Consider the following 18,717-nt stretch of genomic DNA (forward strand, 5'->3'; position numbering starts at 1 on the left):
TTCAACACCCCCGCCCTTTCCCGACCCGATTTGCCCGCCTCACCCCGGGGGCGTGCCAAGCTCTCCTCGTCTCCGCCGCAGGAGAGGCGCCTCGGGACCCAGGCACTGAAGCGGCGGCGGGGGCCGGTCGAGCGGGATTGCCTGGTGTAAACGCCGGGGCCCGGGGCGTTTCTGGACGCCTCGCCCGTCGCGGGCCGAGATGTCTGGAAGAGGTCGAACCGGGTTAAACGAGCCGGGCCGCGCAAGTTCGTCGGCGCCCCCGGTCCCGGCGGAAGAGGCCGGAGCTTCAGACCGCTCGCGTGAACCGACCGGGGCGGCGCCAGGCTTGGGGCCGAAAATTCACACAGCGCCCGTAGCGCGAAAGCAGGGCGCATACGGTTCCGGGCCCCTGGCCCGTGCGCCGCCCGCCTCTCCATATCCTCTGCCGCGCGCGGCGAGAGGCGCTTTCGCCTGCCTTGCCGGTTGCGTCAGCGGGGCAAGACGATAGGGTCCACTCCCGGTTTCACGAGAGGGTCGTTCATGCGTCTGCTGTCCAAGCTCAGTGTTCTGGCCGCGGGAGCGGCGCTGGCCGCCTGCGCCTCCATGCCCATGGGGGGCACGCCCGCCCGGATCGATCCGGACCGGCTGTCCGCCCACGTGCAGGCCCTGTCGGACGACAGCTTCGAGGGCCGCGGCATCGCTACCCCGGCCGAGGACAAGGTCATCGCCTATCTGTCCGAGGCCTTTGCGGATGCGGGCTTCGAGCCCGGCGGCGAGAACGGCGGCTGGACCCAGGCCGTGACCCTGCGCCGCTTCGCCGTCAGCGATGTCAGCGCGTCATTCAGTGACGACGGCGAAAGCCGCGCCCTGACCCAGGGCGACCAGATCGTCATCTCGACCCGCCGTCCGGCCGACCAGGTGCGCCTCGACGACCTGCCTCTCGTGTTCGTCGGCTATGGCACCACGGCGCCCGAGCGGAACTGGGACGACTTCAAGGACGTCGATGTGCGCGGCAAGGTCATCGTCGTGCTGGTCAATGACGCCGACTATGAACAGCCCGAGCTGAACACCTTCAACGGCCGGGCCATGACCTACTACGGCCGCTGGACCTACAAATATGAAGAGGCCGCCCGTCGCGGCGCCGCCGGCGTGCTGGTCGTGCACGAAACCGCCCCGGCCTCTTACGGCTGGACGACCGTCAAGAATTCCTGGACGGGCCCGCAGTTCGACATCGTGCGCGAGAATGCGGCGGCCGAGCGTGTGCCGCTCGAGGGCTGGATCCAGCGCGACGTCGCCGTCGACCTGTTCACCCGCGCCGGCCTCGACTTCGAGGCGCTGAAGGTCGCGGCCCGCAGCCGCGACTTCCGCCCCGTCGTGCTGGAGGGCCAGACCCTCGAAGCGAGCTACAGCGTCGCCACCAGCCAGATCGAGACCCACAATGTCGTCGCCCGCCTGCCGGGCACCACCCATCCGGACGAGGCCATCCTCTACACCGGCCACTGGGATCACATCGGCATGGGCGACCCGGACGCCAACGGCGACCGCATCTTCAACGGTGCGGTCGACAATGCCTCGGGCATCGCCGGCCTGATCGAGCTGGCCCGCGTGTTCGGTTCGGGCCCGCGCCCGGAGCGCTCGATCGTCATCATCGCCTTCACCGCCGAGGAAAGCGGGCTGCTGGGCTCGGAATTCTACGCCGCCAATCCGCTCTATCCGCTTGAGACCACGGTGGCCGGCTTCAACCTCGATGCCATGAACGTCTATGGGCGCCTGTCGGGCCTGGGCGTCACCGGCTATGGCCAGTCCATGCTCGACGAACGGCTGGAAGCGGCCGCCCAGACCCAGGGTCGGGTGATCGTGCCCGACACCAACAATGCCGCCGGCACCTATTTCCGTTCGGATCACTTCCCGCTGGCCAAGCGCGGCGTGCCGATGGCCTATCCCAAGGGCTCGGGCGACTTCCGCGATGAACCGGTCGCCGAGCGTCAGGCGCTGCGCGACGAATACGGCGCCCGCCGCTATCACCAGGCCGCCGACGAATGGCTGCCCGGCATGGACTTCCGCGGCGCCGCCGAGGATCTGGAGGTCGTCTATGCCGTCGGCATGGCGCTCGCCAACAGCCGCGACTGGCCCGAGTGGAAGCCGGGCTCGGAGTTCGGTCCGGTGCGTGAGGAAAGTGCCGCCGCCCGGCGCTGAACCTCCGGCCTCACATGACGAAAACTTAATGGGCGCACCCCGGGCTCCGGCCTAAGGTGCGCCCGAAATTGTTCCGGGAGTCCCTCATGTTCCGTCGTCTTCTGGGTGGTGTCGCCGCCGCCGCTGTCCTCCTGTCCGCGGGCGCCGTCGCCGCGCAGGACATCTCGGCCCAGCGCCTGTCCGACCACATCCGCGTGCTGGCCGACGACAGCTTCCAGGGCCGCGTTCCCGGTGAGGTCGGCGAGAAGCTGACCCTCGACTATCTCCAGGCCCAGTACGAGGCCATGGGCCTGCAGCCGGGTGGCCCGGACGGTCAGTGGCTTCAACCCGTGACCCTCTATCGCTTCACCCCTGCTCGCGACGCGGTCGCCAGCTGGACCGGCCCCGACGGGGTCAGCCATGCCCTGACCGGCGCCGACCTGCAGCTGCGCTCCTCGAACGACAGCGGCCGGGTCCAGATCGCCGATGCCCCGGTCGTCTTCGCCGGCTATGGCATCACGGCGCCCGAGCGCGGCTGGGACGACTATGGCGACGTCGATGTGACCGGCAAGGTCGTCATTGTGCTGGCCGGTGAGCCTGAGGGCGAGCTGTTCCGGGGCGAGTACAACTCGGCCTATTCCAGCAGCGGCTACAAGAAGATGGAGGCCCTGCGCCGCGGGGCCGTCGGCGTCATCACGCTCGAACTGGACCCGGCCATGTGGCAGCGGATCGCCGGCCGTCCGGCCCGGACCCGCACGACGACCCAGGGCCTCGACCCCATCCCCTTCACGGGCACCGTGGGTCCGCAGACGGCCATGGCCTGGGGCACGGCCGCCGGCGTCGATCACGGCGCCATGGCCACGGTCGATACTGGTCGCTTCAAGGCGGTCGAGCTGACCGGCGTGCGCCTCAACGTCGACATCGAGGAAGCCCGCGAAGAGATTCACACCTACAATCTGCTGGCCAGGATCGAAGGCTCCGAGCGCCCGGACGAGGTCGTGATCTTCTCGGCCCACTGGGACCACGTCGGCGTGGCCGCCCCCGACGCGCACGGAGACACCGTCTTCAACGGCGCCTGGGACAATGCCTCCGGCACCTCCGGCATCCTCGAGCTGGCGCGCGCCTTCTCGGTCTCGCCGCAGCCGGAGCGCACCGTGGTCTTCGCCCATATGGCGGCCGAGGAAATGGGCCTGCTGGGCGCCTGGGCCTATTCGGTCAATCCGGTCTATCCGCTGGAAACGACCGTGGCCGACCTGAACATCGACATGCTGCCGCTCAGTGGTCCGACCCGCGACTTCGCCATCTTCGGCAAGGGCCAGAACACGCTGGAAGACGACCTCGCCGTCCTCGCCGAGGCCGAGGGCCGCTATGTCACCGACGACCGCGAGCCGGAGCAGAACTACTATTTCCGCTCCGACCACTTCCCCTTCGCCCGCTCGGGTGTGCCGGCCCTGATGCCCTGGCACGGGGTCGATCTGGACGAGGGCGGGATCGAGGTCGGCCTGCCGGAGTATCAGGCCCTGTTCTCGCGCGACTATCACAAGCGCAGCGACGAATGGCGTGAGGATTACGACCTGCGCTCGGCGGTCGAGAACCTGACCCTGATGTACCGCCTCGCCTGGGACCTCGCCAATTCGGACCGCTGGCCGACGTGGAAGGCGGACTCAGAGTTCGTCGCCACCCGCGCCCGCTCCGACGCGGCTCGCCAATAGGTCGCCCAGGTCGGCCCACACGCTCTCGGCGGTGGGCCGGCGCCCGGCGCCCAGCCCGGTCTGCGACAGGGTCCGGCCGTCGGCCAGCGTCACCCGGATGGCGTTGCCCGCATCGGCCAGATCGGCGAACAGCGGGTCGTCTCCCACCGGTGACAGGGTGATCCGTACCCCGGCACAGTCGGCGACCGCCAGCTGCCGCACGGGTTGTCCGGACGGCCGGAAGCCTTCGCCCAAGGCCTCGACCCGCTCCGGCCCCGTCGCCCCCGGGCCGAACGCCGCCCGCGCCAGCAGGAACAGCTTGGCCGCCGCGTCGCGCCCGCTCAGGTCCGCCGTCGGGTCGGCCTCCGCCAGTCCCGCGGCCTGCGCTTCGGCCAGCGCCAGGTCGAACGGCACGCCCTCCGACAGCCGGTTCAGCAGGAAGTTGACCGTGCCGTTCAGCACCGCCTCGATCCGCCGGACCGGCCCCACCGCCCGCGCCTGCCGCACCGTCTCCAGCATGGGCACCCCGCCGCCGACCGCCGACGAAAAGCGCAGGGTCGCCCCGGTCGCCGCTGCCAGACCGGCCAGCCCGTCGAAGTCCGTGGCCACCGCCTGCTTCGAGGCACTGACGACATGCACCCCTCGCAACAGGGCCGCCCGGATCAGGCTCAGCGAAACCGTGGCGTCCGACAGGGTGTCGATCACCACATCGGGCTCTCGCGCCAGCAGGGCCGCGGGATCGGTCACCACCAGCTCGGGGGCCGGCCCGGGCGTCCGCGCCTTGGCGGGATCGCGCACCAGCACGCCGACCAGTGCGATGTCGGGCCGGTCCAGCAGGCGGGGCAGAACCCCTCCGCCCACCACGCCGCATCCGGCCAGCGCCACGCGCAGCGGTCCGCCATGGCCGGGCAGGGGGCCGAGCGGCGACAGGCTCAGGTCCGCCGGACCGTCCAGCAGGCGCAGGGTCAGCTCCGGCGAAGGGGCCAGGCCGATGTCCCGACAGGCCTGCACCAACCGGGCCAGGGCATCGCCTCCGCCGGCGACCTGTACAGCAACCGACCGACCTTCGCGGCGATGGCGATAGACCAGCCCGGCGCCGTCCCGGGCCTGGTCCGGCGTGACGGCCCGCAGGCACAGGGTGACCGGCGGGAGCGTCCGTTCCGCGGCAGCCACAAGCGAAAGAGCGGTCATCAGGCGGCCTCCTGCTGGGGACAGACGAGGGTGGCCGCGCGGGCCAGACCGTTGGCCAGCTCGGCGCGGAGGTCCTCGACATGCTCCAGCCCGATCGACAGGCGCAGCAGGCCGTCGCTGATCCCCGCCATAGCCCGGGCCTCCGGCGTCATGGCCGCGTGGGTCATGCCGGCCGGATGGGCGATCAGGCTCTCGACCCCGCCCAGCGATTCCGCGAGCGTGAACACCTCCAGCCCGTCAACGAAGGCCCGGGCGGCGTCGCGGCCCCCCTCCAGCTCAACGCTCAGCATGGCGCCGAACCCGGCCTGCTGCCGCCGGGCGATCTCGTGGCCCGGATGGTCCGCCAGACCCGGATAGTGCACGGCCCGCACGCCCGGCTGACGCACCAGCCATTCGGCCAGGTCTCCGGCGGTGGCCTGCTGCCGTTCGATCCGCACGAACAGGGTGCGCAGGCCCCGGAGCGTCAGCCAGGAATCGAACGGCGCGCCGGTCGTGCCCAGACAGTTCGCCCACCACGCCAGGGTCTCGTGGTCCTCAAGGGTGGCGCTGACCACAGCGCCCCCGACCACATCGGAATGGCCATTGACGAATTTGGTCGTCGAATGGATCGCCCAGTCCGCCCCGAGGGCAATCGGCTGCTGCAGGGCCGGCGACAGGAAGGTGTTGTCGACCGCGACCTTCGCCCCGACCGCATGGGCGGCCGTGCACACGGCCTCGATGTCGGTCAGGCGCATCAGAGGGTTCGACGGGGTCTCGACCAGCACCAGCCGGGGGCCGCGCTGAAGGGCAGCCGCAAGCGCGGCGGGGTCCGTCTGGTCGACAAAGGCGACCTCGAAATGGCCCTTGCCCGCCCGGGCGTTCAGCAGCCGGTGGGTACCGCCATAGCCGTCGTGGGGCGCAACGATCAGGTCGCCGGGCGAAAGCGGGGCCAGCACCAGATCGACGGCGGCCATGCCGCTGGAGGTGACGACCGTCCCGGCCCCGCCCTCCAGCGCGGTCAGAGCCTCGCCCAGCAGGTCGCGGGTCGGGTTGCCCGACCGGCTGTAGTCATAGCGGCGTTTCCCCTCCAGCCCATCGAAGCTGTAGTTCGAGCTGAGGTGCAGGGGCGGCATGACGGCGCCGTGGGCCGGGTCCTGATCGATGCCGACGCGGGCGAGGCGGGTGGCGAGGTCGCGGGGAGAGGCAAGACGGGTCATGCGGCAAGTCCGGAAAGACAACAGGAAGCGGTGAGGGGAGCGGGCAGGGCGCGGGCGATGACGTCAGCGACGATCGCGTATTCCTTCAGGAAGCCGTCATGGCCGTAGAGCGACGGGGCGCGGACGAAGGCGCGGAGATCCGGCAGGCGCGCAGCCAGCTGCTCCAGCGCCGAGATCGGCACAAGGGTGTCGGAGGTGAAGCCGAGCAGGGTCGTCGGCACGGCGACGTCCTCGGGCAATATGCGGTGCCGGTCGAGCGAGTCCGACAGGCTGATCCAGCGACCCGCCGACATGTGCGGCACATAGGCCCGGCCGCGCGCCTTCAGATAGTCGCAGACCGCATAGGGCCCGCCCGCCTGCTCTGGCACCGTGGGATCGTCGAAGCGGGCGGCGAACTCGCCGGGGGTGCGATAGGTGGTCATGGCCAGCTCGCGGGCTAGCGCAACCGCCTCCTCGGAGCGACCGGTCTCCAGCCCCAGCGCCAGGATGCGCCGCTGGATACCGCGCAGGGCCGTGGCACCGGGCGAGGCGTGATGCGGGGCCGAGATGGCCAGAAGGTGTGCGACGCGCTCGGGGAACAGGCTGGCGAAAGCGAGACCCACCATCCCGCCATAGGAGGCGCCGACAAAGGCTTGCAACTGCGCAATGCCGAGATGATCGAGCGCGATGGCGAGCGCCCGTGCCTGATCGGCAGGCGTGAGGGTGCGAATGTCCGTTTCGGCCCTGCCGGGCAGGAGGTCGACGCCCAGCACCTGCACCTGATCGAGGTTGATCGGCCCACCGGGACGGACGATGCGCGACCACCAGGCCGCCCGGCCATCACCGATGTCGGCCACCCGGCGGTCCGAGGAGATGCCGCCCAGCACGGCAACGACCGGCGCGCCTTGCGGTCCGAACAGCCGGACCTTCAGACGCGCGTCCTCCAGCGGCTTGCCGTCGGCGAGGCAGAAGCCGTCGAGCGGAATGATCACGTCCCGCCAGTCGATCGATGAAGTCCGGTTTGAAACCATGCCACGCGCTCCGCTCATCGAGCACTCGTGCGTGGATCGACCCGTGAAACGTCAGAACCCCGGAGGGGCCGTCGTTTCACTCATCTCTCGCGGACCCGGTCGTGAGACCGATGCCCTCGCAGGAGTTGGCACCATCTCGCGAAGAGGGTCTCTTCGCGAAGGTTGCCCCGGCGTCAAAGGGCCTATCCCTCGACCGGTCTTGATGAGTGACTTAAGCGTGCCGACGGGCCGTGGGTCCGTCAAGCGGAAAAATCAATGACTACCGGAGGTGGCATCCATGATCACGGTGCGGGCCTCGGCGAGGGCCGCTTCGGTCGTCAACTTGCCCTCGTGGATCTGCTCGGCCAGACCCATCAGAGTCGGGCCGGTGACGGCGCCGAAGTTCGGCTCTTCCTGAACGTGGATGCCGCCGTCGCGGGCGATCACCTCGTCCCAGAGGCCACGCACGCCAGCCCAGAACTGCTGCGTGTCCGTCCAGTAGCGCTCGCCCGGCGTGGCGTCATAGCCGTCCCATCGGCGATAGGTGTTGACCACGTCCTCGTGCACGATCACCTGGGCCTCACCCTCGTCGCCCTGTGCACCGGACACCTTGAGGTTGTCCTGAATGTGCACCCAGCCGAAGGGGGTCAGGGCGTGCCGGTTGCTGGCGAGGTAGCGGTCGTAGACGGGATCCCGCACGGCATCGCGCCGGGCCAGCGGCCGAAGCGTGGGGGATGACGCCCACTCGGTCAGGCCATTGTCGTAGTGCCAGACGCCGACACCGCCATAGCGGGGGGAGTCGTCGGTCTGCCAGACCGTCTGCGACCATGCGCCCTTGCGCTGATCGGCGGGCAAGGGGGTCAGGCGCCATTCGTTGGGGCCGACATAGGTTAGCACCGTTTCCGGCTCATAGACCCAGTCCTGGCGCCAGTGCTTGATGACGGTGACCTGATCGTTGTGCTCCATGACCAGGATGTGCTGCAGGCTGATGCGCGTGCCGTCGTCATAGACGACGCGGACAATCTCGTTGCCCCCCGACAGCTTCTCGTCCAGCGGCTCATAGCCATCGACGAAGGGCACGGTCTCGCGCATGTCGAACCGCACGCGGTACTGGCCGGCCTGGGCGAGGATCGACTGGCGGTCCCGCTCGAAGCGCGCCTGCTCCGACATCTGCACCTGGGCATGGGCAGCAACGGGCAGGATCGCGACGGGCAGGGCGGTGCCCAGAAGCAGGGCAGCGGCGAGGGCGGCACGCATGGGGCGCATCTCCATAATGAAAGTCATTCGCATTATCGCGTCCCGGCTCACAGACGCAAGGTCAGGGACAGGGAAACATTCCGCCCGGGCTGGGTGTAGGCGTCGAGCACACTCGAACTGGCCGACAGGCCCGAGATGTCGCTCCACCAGGCGTAGGTCTCGTCGAACAGGTTGAAGACCCCGACCCGCGCCGTCACCGTGTCGGTCACGTTCCAGTAGGCCGTGACATCCACCAGGGTGAAGCTGTCACCGACATAGCAGTCGGGCGAGCAGGTCAGGCCGGTGGTGTCGGCGCCGTCCTTGGCCTCGGACCAGGTCACGATGGCCTGACCGCCAAAGCGACCCGAGGGCGCATCCCATCCGGTCCCGGCCACGATCTTGAGCGGATCGATGGTGGGCAGGGCTGTGGTGGTGCCGGCCGTCGTCTGGTCTCCTTCCGCCCAGGCGGCGGACAGGCGGGCGCTGACGCCATTATCCCAGTGAGCGTCGCCGCGGAGCTCCAGACCCTTCACCTCGACGTCGGTGAAGTTGACGTACTGGAAGACCGCCGGGTCGGTCGGGGTGAACGAGCCCGACACCACCTGCTGGCTGATGAAGTCCTCATACTCGGCTTGGAAGGCGACGGCCTGCATCGCCAGCCGCCCGCCCCCGGCCACCGGAACCTCGCGCAGGCGAAGGCCTGCCTCGAGGCTCCGGCTGGTCTCCGGCTTCAGGTCGGGATTGGGCGCCGACACATAGCCGAAGGCCAGATTGCCGAAGGCGCTGTTCACCTGCGACGGGGTGGGGGCCTTGAAGCCCTCGGACCACGATCCGAACAGGCCGAAGGTATCGGTCGCCCACCAGACCACCCCCAGCTTGGGCGACAGATGGCTGTCTTCCTGATCGGCCCTGGTGCCGGTGAAGAGGGGATCGTCGGCCGTCGACAGCTCGTAGCGGTCATAGCGCAGGGCCGGGATGAGGCGGAGGGACCCGTCCCCCAGCAGGATCTCGTCCTGAACGAACAGCCCGCTCAGGGTATATTCGGTGCGCGGGAAGGGGCTGGAGGGGAAGGTCTCGCCGAACGGCGGGACCGTGCCGTCCCGCACACCCTGCTGGGTGGTCTCGGACCAGTCTCCACCAAAGGTCAGGCGGTGCTCCAGGCCCCCTGCCAGCAGGGCGCGCTGGCCTTGGGCCGAGAGACCGATGACCTCGTTGTCGAAAGTGTTGTCGCGGGTGCGATCGGCCGCCGGCTCGCGATCCTCGAAGGTGAACTGGCGAGTGTCGGCGTCCTGCCAATAGGCCGTCACCGACGCCTGATCGAGCCCGGGGAGGGCTTCGGCGGTCCAGTTGAGGCTGACGCGCTGACGCGAGGTCTCGTCCTCGGCGCGCAGGTCCAGCACGCTGGCGCTGCGACCCGTCAGGACATTGGCGTCGGTGTCGGCGTCATAGGTCTCCCACGTCAGGCCGAGGCGATGGCCAGGCGCGGCCTGCCAGACCAGCTTGGCCAGCAGGGCGTCGGATTGCATGGACTGGGGATTGGGTTCGGTGCGCGAGGCGCCTTCGCCCCCGACCGTGCCCTGGTTTTCGGTCTCGGAGGCCTCGCGCCGGGTCCAGGCCAGCAGGCCGGACACCGGCCCCTGACGTCCCGCGAACGACAGGCCGGTGGCGAGGCTGTCGTCGGCCGAGCCGTAGGCGACGCGCGCCCGGGCCGTCCAGTCCCGGTCGGCGCCCAGCATGTCGACCGGGTCCTTGGTGGTGAAGGCCACGGCACCGGCGACCCCGTCAGATCCGTAGAGAGCCGAAGCCGGGCCCCGCAGGATCTCGACCGATTTCATCAGGTCGAGGTCCGAATAGCCGCCGCGGCCGACACTCTGCGGGCCAAAGGCATAGCCGTCCGGGGTGCGCACACCGTCGACCACCATCAGTACCCGGTCGCCGCCGAGCCCGCGGATGGTGAAGCCGGAGTTGCCGTCGCGGCCGGTGGAGCCCAGCGCCGCGCCGAACCGGGAGGGCTGGGTCGGGACGCTGACGCCCGGCTCGAAGCGCACCAGGTCCTTGATGTCTGTGTAGAGGTTCTGCTCGATCTCGCGTGCTGTGATGACGGTCACCGTGGCCGGGGCTTCGTCCACCCGGGTGGCGCTGCGGGTCGCCAGCACGGTGATCGGGTCGAGGATGGTGGGGTCCTCCGGATCGGCCGCCGCCTGCAGGCTGACGGAACGGACGGCTGTCTGGGCCATGGCCGGAGCCGCCAGAGCAGTGACGCCGACGAGCGCGGTGGAGACGAGGAGGAAGGTACGCATGGTGTGCCCCGGGACAGTTACAGTGAAGGTGCCGGGCAATTACTGCGAACGATTATCAGAAGCAACCGCAATTGCGACTCGTTCTGAACTTGAGGTGGGGTAGGACGTTGGGGGGCTATGAAACCGCTGATCCGCCTTGCCGCCATTGCCAGTGTCGTCGCCCTCGCCGCCGCCTGCGGCGAGACGGATTCGATGGAGGGGGGACCCGTGACGCCGGACCCGGACGCACCCTTGCCGCCGGCTGATCCCGGTCCGGTCCAGCCGACCGGCCACGCGGAATTGCTGGGCGACTGGGCGGCCTACCCCTCGTGGTGCAGCAACAGCTCCGGCGCGGAACGGCCGATCACCATCACGCTGGCGCGCTTCGAAGGCTATGAGAACAGCTGCGCCATCGAGCAGTCGCGGCCTCTGGCCGATGGCTACGAGCTCACCTTGCTGTGTGAAGCCGAGGGACAGGAGACGCGCGAGACGGTTCGCGCCTCCGCCGACGGAGACCGGATGACCCTTGCCTATCCGGACCGCGATGGGGCGACCGTGGCCCTGACGCGCTGTCCGGCGGACCCGGCCCCCTAGTTGAACAGGAAGTTCATCACGTCGCCGTCCTTGACGACGTAGGACTTGCCTTCGGCGCGCAGCTTGCCGGCCTCGCGAGCCTTGGCCTCGCCGCGCAGGGCCACATAGTCGTCAAAGGCGATGGTCTCGGCGCGGATGAAGCCCTTTTCGAAATCCGTGTGGATCACGCCCGCCGCCTGCGGAGCCGTGTCGCCGACATGGATCGTCCAGGCGCGGGCTTCCTTGGGCCCGACCGTGAAATAGGACTGCAGGCCCAGCAGGCTGTAGGCTTCGCGGATCAGGCGGTTGAGGCCCGGCTCGGCCAGACCCAAGGTCTCAAGAAACTCCAGCTGCTCGGCTTCGTCCAGAACGGCCAGTTCCGAATCGATCTTGGCCGAGATGACGACCGAGTTGGCGCCGTCCTTCGCGGCACGGGCGGCGACCAAGTCGGATAGCTCATTGCCCTTGTCCGCCGAGCCTTCATCGACATTGGCCACGTAAAGTGCGGGCAAGGCGGTCAGCAGCTGCAGCATGTCCCACGCCTTGCGGTCTTCCTTGCTGATTTCCGCCGTGCGCGCGGGCTTGCCGGCGTGCAACTGGGCGAGGGCCAGATCCACCAGCTTGAGGTTCAGCTGGCTTTCCTTGTCGCCGGCCTTGGCGCGCTTCTCCATCTGGACGCGGCGACGCTCCAGGCTCTCCATGTCGGCCAGCATCAGCTCGGTCTCGATGATCTCGAGATCGGCGATCGGGTCGATGCGGTCCTCGACGTGGGTGATGTCGTCGTCGACGAAGCAGCGGGCGACGAAGGCGATGGCGTCACAGTCGCGGATGTTGGCCAGAAACTGGTTGCCCAGGCCTTCGCCCTTCGAGGCGCCGCGGACCAGTCCGGCGATGTCCACGAAGGTGATGCGCGAGGGGATGATCTCCTTGGAGCCCGCGATCTCGGCCAGCACCTTGAGGCGCGGTTCCGGCACGGCCACATCGCCGGTGTTCGGCTCGATGGTGCAGAAGGGATAGTTGGCCGCCTGGGCCGCCGCCGTCTTGGTCAGGGCGTTGAACAGGGTGGACTTGCCGACGTTGGGCAGGCCGACGATCGCGACTTTCAGGGCCATGGAACTCTCTGGGGAACGGGTCGAGGCGAGGCTTTAGCCGCTCGGGGCCGGTTTGTCAGGGGCAAAGCCGGTCAACCTGTCAGGACAGGGGCGGGGTGCCGACCTGGGCGGTGACGGTCACGGGGTCCGCCCGCTCGAAGGTCAGCACCAGATCGACCGTGTCGCCGGGCTTGAGCGGCGTGGTCACGCCCAGCAGCATGATGTGGTCACCGCCGGGCGCCAGTTCGGCGGGTTCATTGGCGCGAAGCGGCATGCCGTCCGGCATCTCCTCCATCGCCATCACGCCCCCCTCGGTCGATACCGCGTGGATCTGGGCCTCTGCCGCAGCGGACGTCGAGACGGCGACCAGGCGGTCCTCGGTCGAGGCGGTCAGTTTGAGATAGCAGCCGGTCAGGTCGCGCCCGTTGGGCGTGGGCCGGCAAAGGGCGTCCGAGACCTCGACCGAAGGCACCGTGGTATTCTGGCAGGCGGCAAGGCCGAGGCAGGCCAGGGCCAGAAGGATAAGGCGCATGGGGAACTCCGGTCCGCGACGATGCGGGGCGGAATGGACCCCGACCGACCGGCTTGCAAGCGCCACAGTGTCGCGACCGTCAGGAACGGACAGGGCGAACCTCTCGACAGCCTCACTGGCCCGTGCCAGCGTGCTGCCCACAAGTCGCTGTTATCACGGAGTTCGCCATGTCGTTCCGCCCGGCTCAGATCAAACGGGGGCTTATGGGAGGGGCCTGTGCCTTCCTGCTGACGGCGACGGCCGTTACGGCCCAGGAACAGGTCGACAGCCGCCCCGGAGGCCCGGGCCGCGTCGCCATCACCATCTACAACCAGGACATCGCCCTCGTGGAGGATGTGCGCGACCTGAACATCCCGGCGGGGCGGTCGCGGCAGGAGTTTCCGGGGGTCTCGGCCAGCATCCGGCCCGAGACGGTGGGCCTGAGCGGACGCGGTCTGTCGGTGGTCGAGCAGAATTTCGACTATGACCTGCTGACGCCAGACAAGCTGATGCAGAGCGCCGTGGGCGACACCATCGGCATCGTCCGGATCAATCCGGGCACGGGCCGCGAGACGACCGAACGGGCCCAGGTGCTGGCCGCTAACGAAGGTGTGGTGCTGCGCATCGGCGACCGCATCGAGGTGCTGCGCGATGACGGCGTGCCGACCCGGGTGATCTTTGACGAGGTGCCTGCGAACCTTCGCCCACGCCCCACTCTGAGCGTCACCCTGGATGCCGAGGGCGGAGGCCATCGCGAGACGACGCTCAGCTATCTGACCAGTGGCCTGTCGTGGAAGGCGGACTATGTCGCCGAATATGACGAGCAGGGCGGCATGCTGGACCTGACCGGCTGGATCACCATCACCAACCGCTCGGGCGCGACCTTCAGCGAGGCGAGCACCCGGGTGGTCGCGGGCGAGGTCAATCTGGTCAACGGCGGCGGCTATTACGGCGGAGGCCGCAGCGGCAACGGCTACGCCTCCTCCGACGGCGGGGAAGGGGTGGCGGACTACTACATCTACCCCCTGCCGGGCCGGGTGACCGTCGCCAACAACCAGAACAAGCAGGTCGGACTGCTGGATGTGGCGGGCGTGCCCGCCACGAAGCGCTATCTGTTCGAGATGGGCGGCTTTGCGACGTGGGAGCAGCCGCAGTCGGCCGAGGTCGCGGTACTGTTCCAGAACGGCCGCAGCTCGGGCGTCGGTCAGGCCCTGCCCGCCGGCGTGGTCCGGGTCTATGTGCGGGACGCCGGGGGAGAGCCCCGCTTTATCGGCGAGGACCAGATCGGCCACACGCCCGCCGGCTCGGACATCGCCATCACGACCGGCGATGCGTTTGACGTCACGGTCCAGCCGCGTCTGGTCAGCAACGAACGGGTGGCGCCACGCATCCTGAACACGGAGCGCTCGCGCTACCGGATGGAATACACGGTGCGGAATGCCCGCAGCGAGCCGGTGGTGGTCGAGGTCCGTCAGAGTGGATTGGGCCGCGACACCGAGATCCAGGACCAGAGCCTGGAGGGTGAGATGCGCGACGCCGGGACCATCGTCTGGCGTGTGCCGGTGCCCGCCAATGGCCAGACCGTGCTGACGACCACGATCGAGACGGGCGGCTGATCGTAATGCGCGTCGGCGTCAGCCTGATCGCCATACTGGCCCTGTCGGGGCTGGCGGCGCCTGCGGCCGTGGCCCAGGCCACCGCGCCGGTGGCTGTGGCCGAGCCCGCTTTGGCCGTTTCATCCGGTCCGGAGGCCGTGTCCGTCGTCATCTATCGCGACCGCCCCGTGAATACGGTCGAGCTGATGCGCCGGTCGCAACAGAGCTGGAGGCGGCTGGATCGGGAAGGGCTGGCCCTGATCGTCGAGACCCGCACGGTCGATCTGCCCGCGGGCGAGGCGGTAATACGCTTCGAAGGCGTGGCGGGCGGCATTGTTGGCCAGAGCGCCGTGCTGGAGGGCCTGCCGGCCGGGGTGATCGAGCGGAACACCGACTTCGATCTGCTGACGCCCGGCTCGCTTTTCGAGCGATCGATCGGCGAGACCGTTCGGGTGGTGCGGATCAACCCCGTGACCGGAAATGCCGAGGAACGCCCGGCCGTCATCCGGGCCGGGGCGAATGGCCCGGTGCTGGAGGTCGACGGCGGCTATGAGGCGCTCAGCTGTTCGGGCCTGACCCAGCGGGTGGTGTTCGATCGCGTGCCCGAGGGCCTGAGCGATCAACCCAGCCTGTCGGTGCGAACGCGCGCGGGCGAGGCGGGCCGCTATACGGTGACCCTGGCCTATCTGGCGACCGGGCTGCAGTGGTCCAGCGACTATGTGGCCGAACTGGCGCCGGACGGGCGCTCCATCACCCTGACCGGCTGGCTGACCCTGGCCAATTTCGGCAGCACCGGCTTTGTCGACGCCCCGGTGCAAGCCGTGGCCGGCAATCTCCGGACAGAGGGGGGCACCGTGCCGGTCGATGCGGTGCGACTCCCGCGCCGGGCCGGATGCTGGCCGCAGGATACGACGACCGAGGGCGAAATGCCGGAATATTCTGGACCGGCCATGGCCGTGCCGCCCCCGCCGCCGCCTCCACCGCCACCGCCACCGATGGCGGCCGCAGCGTTCGACGAGGTTGTTGTTACCGGATCCCTCATCGCCGAGCAGGCCGATCTTGGCGACTACAAAATCTACACCCTTCCGGAACGAACCACGGTGGCGGCCCGCCAGACCAAGCAGGTGCGGTTCCTTGAGCGTCCGGACGTGCCGATCGAGCGGATCTATCGGGCGCGGGTATCCGCGCGCACCGACCAGCCGGAATTGCTCGGCCCCTTTGACACCGAAATCATCCTGAAATTGGACAACGACCCGGAGTCGGCTCTCGGCGTGGCGTTGCCAGGAGGCACCTGGAGTCTGCGCCAGCAGCAACGGGGCGGCGCGAGCTTCTTTATCGGTGAGGCCCGCAGCACGGACCGGCCGGTAGGCCTGCCGGTTGAACTGCGGATTGGTCAGTCGCCCAACGTCCGCTCCACCCTTCGCACGACCGATTATCGATCCAGCCAGACGGGCGAAGTGACGACTGCCATCTTCACGGTCGAGGTCGTGGTGACCAATGCGGGCGGCGACCCGGCAACGGTCGAGATCATCCCGTATGACTATTATCGTCCGGGCTTCCTGATCACGGATGAGAGCCACGGCAGCGCCATAAGCGAAAACGGCTATCCCGTATGGACCTTGGCGTTGGCTCCGGGGGGCAGCGAGACGCTGACTTACACCTTCCGGGTCCGCGATTGACGCTCAGTCGCCGCCTTGGGCGGCCTGTCGCGGGCTGAACTTGGGGGCAGGGGCGAGGCGCAGCACCTCGCCCTGGTAGCGCTCGTCCTGCCCGTCCAGAAGAAAGGGTAGGGCGTCCGCGCAGGCATTCAGCAGGGCGTCACGCCACGGGTATTCGGCCTTGTGAAAATCGCCCAGCACATGGGGCATGACCAGCTGGGGCTGGCCGGGATGGCCGATACCCATACGCGCCCGTCGGAAGTCGGCGCCCAGATGAGCGATCAACGAGCGGATGCCGTTCTGGCCCGCAGCCCCGCCCCCGGTCTTCATGCGAAACCGCCCGGGCGCCAGATCGATCTCGTCGTGAAAGACCACGATGTTTGCCGGCGCGACCTTGAAGAAGCGCGCAGCCTCACCGACCGCGCGACCGCTTTCGTTCATATAGGTTTGCGGCTTCATCAGGAGGACCTTGTGGCCCTCAACCTCGCCATCGCGCACGATGGACTGGAACTTGGCCCGCTCGGGACCGAAGCGCCAGCGATCCGCGATCGCATCGACGGCCATGAAGCCGATGTTGTGCCGGTTGTTCTGATACTTCGGCCCGGGGTTGCCCAGGCCCGCCAGGATGATCATGGGCAGGGTCCAAAACGGTCGCGGCCCACTCCCTGAAGGGAATGGGCCGCGGGGTCAAATCATGCCGTGAAGCAGGAAGAGGATCAGCTCTCCGGGGTCTCTTCGGCAGCAGCGTCGCCGTCTTCGCCCTGAGCGGTGGCGGGCACTTCGTCGGCGGCCACTTCGGCTTCGGCCTCGGCGGCGGCTTCATCCGCAGCCTCGTCGGCGGCATCGGCCTTGGCAGCGGACGAGATCTTGATGGCCGCAACCATGAAGTCGCGGTCGCCGATGGCGGGCTCGACGCCCTTGGGCAGCTTGATGTCCGAGATACGGATGGTGTCGCCCATCTTGTGGCCAGCCAGGTCGACGACCAGTTCCTCGGGGATGTGGTCGGCGCGCACCGAGATCTCGACGGTGTGGCGAACGATTTCCAGCGAGCCACCCTGACGGAAGGCGGCGCATTCGTCGTGGTTGATGAAGTGCACCGGCACCTCGATCTTGATCGTCTGCTTCTCGTCGACGCGCATCAGGTCGAAGTGCAGCGGACGGTCGCTGACCGGGTCGAACTGGACGTCCTTGGCGATGACCGGCTGGGTTTCCTTGCCGTACTTCAGGGTCACCAAGTGGCCCAGCAGCTTGCCGGTGTACAGGTTCTTGCGGAAGTCCTTCTCGTTGACCGAGATGGCCACCGGGGCCTTGTCGCCACCGTACAGGACGCCGGGCACCGAGCCCGCACGACGGGCGGCGCGGGCGCTGCCGGTTCCGACGCCATCACGGACGTCAACGTTCAGAATGATCTCGGCCATCGGGCTCGCCTCAATAACGCACGCCGCGCATCCACAGACAGCGCGCAGCGGGGATCGCATCCCTCGAATTCAAGAGCGCGGGCTATTACACGGATGCGACGCGCCGCGCAACCGGCTATCGCACCCGAAGGAACAGCCTGCGGCGGGGCCTCAGGGGCGCCCGGGTGACGGAGCCTCGGACTGGGCGGTGTCGGCCGCCGCGGCCGCCGTGGCGGCGGGCACCGTGCTGATCGCGCTTTCGTCCAGGGCAAAGGCGGTGGTCGGCACGGTGGCCGGCATCGGACCCACGTTCTGGGCCGTGCAGGTGGCCAGATCGCTCACAATATGCTGCCCGATGCAGAAGATGTCCTCATAGTGAGGGCGGGCGGCCGCCAGACACTGGAACAGGTTCAGCTTCGACATATTGAAGCAGAACTCGCTGTTGGTCTCGACCACCAGGGCGTCCGTATAGGTGCGGAAGTCCTCGCCCCCGGCGCCCAGGGCTGCGAGCGCCGCGATCGCCAGCGAGTTGATGACCGGCCGGGTGTAGGGCGGCTGCAGCTTGATCGGCGCGAGATCCAGGCCCGAGCCCGCGTGGGCGGCCGTGAACAGCAGGGTGGCGTCCTCGGCCGACGGCAGCATTTCGACCGCCGAACGGGTCTTGGCGCCCTCCAGCCGGGCTTCCCGGTCGTCGATCGGACGGATGGCCCAGCGACGGCGCGGGTCCTCGCGCCCCTGAATGGTATAGGCGTCTTCCTTGACGGCCTCGGCGATGGTCGACAGGGCGGCGATGTCCTCGCCAAGGGTGCTGACGATCAGGCCGGCCGCCGCATCGGCGCCGGGCAGGGTCGCCGCATAGGCCGGGTCGGCGATGATGCGATTGATGACCTCTTCGCGCTGCACCGGGTCGGCCGCGTACTGGCGCACACCGGCGACATACTCGGGCGATTGCAGGGCCAGGATCGCGCCGTAGGCAATCATGCCCCGCGACAGCTGGGCCGGCTCATAGGCCGAGCCGGTGCGGATTGCGGTCTGGATGGACTCGGCATCGGGGAAGCCGGCGTGGATGGTGCCGACCTCGCGGATGAAGGCCACATAGATCGATGCGGCCTCGGACACGCCCTGGTTCAGGGCAAGCGCGGGCGGCGGCGGGGGA

General features: G+C 68.8%; 14 protein-coding genes, 1 pseudogene and 1 riboswitch. Of the genes and pseudogenes, 5 read left to right on the forward strand and 10 right to left on the reverse strand.

The window, feature by feature from the left end:
- The first annotated feature begins 519 nt into the window (after nucleotides 1-519).
- Both J7346_RS14140 and J7346_RS14145 read left to right on the forward strand, forming a co-directional pair.
- On the forward strand, nucleotides 520-2,175 hold the full coding sequence (locus tag J7346_RS14140) for a M28 family metallopeptidase (RefSeq protein WP_209120616.1): 1,656 nt from the start codon (nucleotides 520-522) through the stop codon (nucleotides 2,173-2,175).
- An 86-nt stretch (nucleotides 2,176-2,261) separates the two neighbouring features.
- Complete coding sequence (locus J7346_RS14145; RefSeq protein ID WP_209120617.1) at nucleotides 2,262-3,866, forward strand: M28 family peptidase; 1,605 nt, start codon at nucleotides 2,262-2,264, stop codon at nucleotides 3,864-3,866.
- Here the strand turns inward: J7346_RS14145 and J7346_RS14150 are convergent.
- From J7346_RS14150 to J7346_RS14170, 5 genes are all read right to left on the reverse strand, one after another.
- Nucleotides 3,819-5,036, reverse strand: a complete 1,218-nt coding sequence (locus J7346_RS14150; RefSeq protein ID WP_209120618.1) for a hypothetical protein — start codon at nucleotides 5,034-5,036, stop codon at nucleotides 3,819-3,821. The two genes, J7346_RS14145 and J7346_RS14150, sit on opposite strands and share 48 nt — an antisense overlap.
- Nucleotides 5,036-6,232 (reverse strand): cystathionine gamma-synthase, encoded by a 1,197-nt coding sequence (metB, locus tag J7346_RS14155; protein ID WP_209120619.1) that lies wholly within the window; start codon nucleotides 6,230-6,232, stop codon nucleotides 5,036-5,038. The genes J7346_RS14150 and metB overlap by 1 nt, the downstream gene beginning before the upstream one ends.
- Entirely contained in the window at nucleotides 6,229-7,260 is a 1,032-nt protein-coding gene (locus J7346_RS14160; RefSeq protein WP_209120620.1) for a homoserine O-succinyltransferase, read from the reverse strand. Before J7346_RS14160 ends, metB begins: the two co-directional genes overlap by 4 nt.
- A 59-nt stretch (nucleotides 7,261-7,319) precedes the next feature.
- Nucleotides 7,320-7,451: riboswitch (SAM riboswitch) on the reverse strand.
- Between the two features lie 43 nt (nucleotides 7,452-7,494).
- Nucleotides 7,495-8,478, reverse strand: coding sequence for a DUF6607 family protein (locus J7346_RS14165; protein ID WP_209120621.1), 984 nt, complete (start codon nucleotides 8,476-8,478; stop codon nucleotides 7,495-7,497).
- A gap of 47 nt (nucleotides 8,479-8,525) precedes the next feature.
- Nucleotides 8,526-10,757 carry a TonB-dependent hemoglobin/transferrin/lactoferrin family receptor gene (locus J7346_RS14170; protein ID WP_209120622.1) on the reverse strand — a complete coding sequence of 744 codons (2,232 nt, stop codon included), beginning with the start codon at nucleotides 10,755-10,757 and terminating at the stop codon, nucleotides 8,526-8,528.
- Nucleotides 10,758-10,874: 117 nt separating this feature from the next.
- On the opposite strand from J7346_RS14170, the gene J7346_RS14175 reads away from it, so the two are divergent.
- Complete coding sequence (locus J7346_RS14175; protein ID WP_209120623.1) at nucleotides 10,875-11,330, forward strand: hypothetical protein; 456 nt, start codon at nucleotides 10,875-10,877, stop codon at nucleotides 11,328-11,330.
- Here J7346_RS14175 and ychF read toward each other — a convergent pair.
- Nucleotides 11,327-12,421, reverse strand: coding sequence for a redox-regulated ATPase YchF (gene ychF / locus J7346_RS14180; protein ID WP_209120624.1), 1,095 nt, complete (start codon nucleotides 12,419-12,421; stop codon nucleotides 11,327-11,329). The two genes, J7346_RS14175 and ychF, sit on opposite strands and share 4 nt — an antisense overlap.
- Before the next feature lie 79 nt (nucleotides 12,422-12,500).
- A complete protein-coding gene (locus tag J7346_RS14185) occupies nucleotides 12,501-12,932 on the reverse strand; it encodes a copper chaperone PCu(A)C (protein WP_209120625.1) in 432 nt (143 codons plus the stop codon).
- A gap of 167 nt (nucleotides 12,933-13,099) precedes the next feature.
- Between J7346_RS14185 and J7346_RS14190 the strand changes: the two genes are divergently transcribed.
- Both J7346_RS14190 and J7346_RS14195 read left to right on the forward strand, forming a co-directional pair.
- On the forward strand, nucleotides 13,100-14,527 hold the full coding sequence (locus J7346_RS14190) for a DUF4139 domain-containing protein (RefSeq protein ID WP_245157907.1): 1,428 nt from the start codon (nucleotides 13,100-13,102) through the stop codon (nucleotides 14,525-14,527).
- A gap of 5 nt (nucleotides 14,528-14,532) precedes the next feature.
- Nucleotides 14,533-16,185, forward strand: a complete 1,653-nt coding sequence (locus J7346_RS14195) for a DUF4139 domain-containing protein (protein WP_209120626.1) — start codon at nucleotides 14,533-14,535, stop codon at nucleotides 16,183-16,185.
- A 3-nt stretch (nucleotides 16,186-16,188) separates the two neighbouring features.
- On the opposite strand, the gene pth is transcribed toward J7346_RS14195, so the two are convergent.
- From pth to J7346_RS14210, 3 genes and pseudogenes are all read right to left on the reverse strand, one after another.
- Nucleotides 16,189-16,797 carry an aminoacyl-tRNA hydrolase gene (gene pth / locus J7346_RS14200; RefSeq protein ID WP_209120627.1) on the reverse strand — a complete coding sequence of 203 codons (609 nt, stop codon included), beginning with the start codon at nucleotides 16,795-16,797 and terminating at the stop codon, nucleotides 16,189-16,191.
- Nucleotides 16,798-16,988: 191 nt separating this feature from the next.
- A pseudogene (locus J7346_RS14205) lies at nucleotides 16,989-17,582 on the reverse strand (50S ribosomal protein L25/general stress protein Ctc); the annotation flags it as partial.
- A gap of 150 nt (nucleotides 17,583-17,732) precedes the next feature.
- A partial coding sequence (locus J7346_RS14210; RefSeq protein WP_209120629.1) for a hypothetical protein occupies nucleotides 17,733-18,717 on the reverse strand: 985 nt, incomplete at its 5' end.

The sequence above is a fragment of the Brevundimonas sp. A19_0 genome, from assembly GCF_017744255.1.
GTDB lineage: Bacteria > Pseudomonadota > Alphaproteobacteria > Caulobacterales > Caulobacteraceae > Brevundimonas.